Raw genomic sequence first — 1,450 nt, 5'->3', positions numbered from 1 at the left:
CTCGCCGAACAGTTCGAGCAGGCTGGTGGGGTTGGGGGCTGCAAGCACAGTGCGACTCATGCACTGGTGCGCCGCAGAACACACACCCCACCGGCCTTCCTTCCTCCTGGTTGGTGTGGCTGGCCCCTAGCCAAGCCAGACACACCAACCCGCCTCCGAAAATCGGTGGCGGGGAGGGCTGTTTAGGCTGCCGCTGTTTCCATCTCTGCGTCTTCGAGGGCGCACCTAATGGTTTTTAGAATCTGGCTGCGGGTCATGGCGTAGTGGTTGTCGCACTCGCCTTTGTTGGAGAGGAAGGCCAGGAAGTTAAGGATGTCCCCGGTGGTATCGAGTCCGCCGTAGGTCAGGATTCCGGGGCAGTGTGTGCGTAGGCTGCTGAGAAAGTTTTCCATGAGGTAGGCGCATGTGTCGTCGGGATCGACGTCAACGAATGTGCACACCGTGTCCCATAGATGGCGGGCTTGCTGGTGTGCGTGGGTCGTGAGTTGGCGGTAGGACTCGGCAGGGGTCATGCCATTGGCAAGGTTGGCGCGGTGGATGTGGCTGAGGAAGTCGGGGGTTTCGGGGTTGGTGTGGAGGGCGTGATCGATGGCGCGGGCGTGGTGGTCGTCGGGTGTGGCGGTGATGTGCTCGGCAATGCTGGCGGTGACTGCTGCGGTGATGCGTCCCTCGGAGAAGTCGTCGGTGTTGCGGCAGGTCATTGTGTGAGTCCTTTGAGTGAATCGGTGGATTGTGTTGGTGCGCGTGATTGGGGAATGCGCGCCCCTCCCCTGCTCGGGTTATCCCTCGTTGAAGAAGTTGCGCAGCATGGTTTCAAACTCGTCACTGTCTGCTGGTGGTGCCCACGGGTCGGTTTTCTCGTGTGCCTGGGAGTCAGTAGGTTCGATCTGCGTCATCACTAGGGTTTCGCGGTCTACGATTGCGCGGATTGGTGCGCCTGCTGCGATCTCTGGGACTCGGAGCTCTGCGATGATCTCAATGCCGGTTAGGCTGGCGATGAACTGTGCCAGTTCTGCGAGGGGCAGCATGTCGTCGTTCTCGGAGATCGTGACCAACGCGACTTTCTTGACGGAGGCTTCCGTCAAGCCGTGGAAGATTCCCATCAGGCAGGCTGTTGCGGAGCCCAAATTTTCCTCAGCGTGTTCAACCCAAGACAGTCCGGCTGCGACTGGAATCTGAATGCGGGTGTCGGTGATTTCTTCCACGCCGACTAGTGCGAAGTAGTCCCGTGGGTTCTTTTTCAGAAGTGCGGGGAGCCCTCCCACGATTTCTTGAAAGAATTCATCTTCTTTAAAAACACTCATGGTGTCCTCCTTGGACTTGGTAGTGAATCGGTGACCCGTCTGCCACCTGCCTTACCTCCTCGTTTTTCGCCCGAGAAGGCACGAAGTGCCGATTAGTGAGCGACGCGAAGTGCCAGTCCTGGAACCGGAGAAAGGAGAACAAGTTT

General features: G+C 58.6%; 2 protein-coding genes. Both read right to left on the bottom strand.

What is annotated here, in order from left to right:
- Positions 1-182 precede the first annotated feature (182 nt).
- Positions 183-701: a hypothetical protein gene (locus IRY30_RS10235; protein ID WP_194557345.1), complete on the bottom strand. Its 519-nt coding sequence runs from the start codon at positions 699-701 to the stop codon at positions 183-185.
- Positions 702-779: 78 nt separating this feature from the next.
- The gene (locus tag IRY30_RS10230; RefSeq protein ID WP_194557344.1) at positions 780-1,304 is read right to left on the bottom strand and encodes a hypothetical protein; all 525 of its coding nucleotides are present in this window, start codon (positions 1,302-1,304) and stop codon (positions 780-782) included.
- Positions 1,305-1,450 lie beyond the last annotated feature (146 nt).

Origin of the sequence: Corynebacterium suicordis DSM 45110, from assembly GCF_015351405.1 — a bacterium.
Taxonomy (GTDB): Bacteria; Actinomycetota; Actinomycetes; order Mycobacteriales; family Mycobacteriaceae; genus Corynebacterium; species Corynebacterium suicordis.
This window is presented reverse-complemented; position numbering and strand designations above follow the sequence as displayed.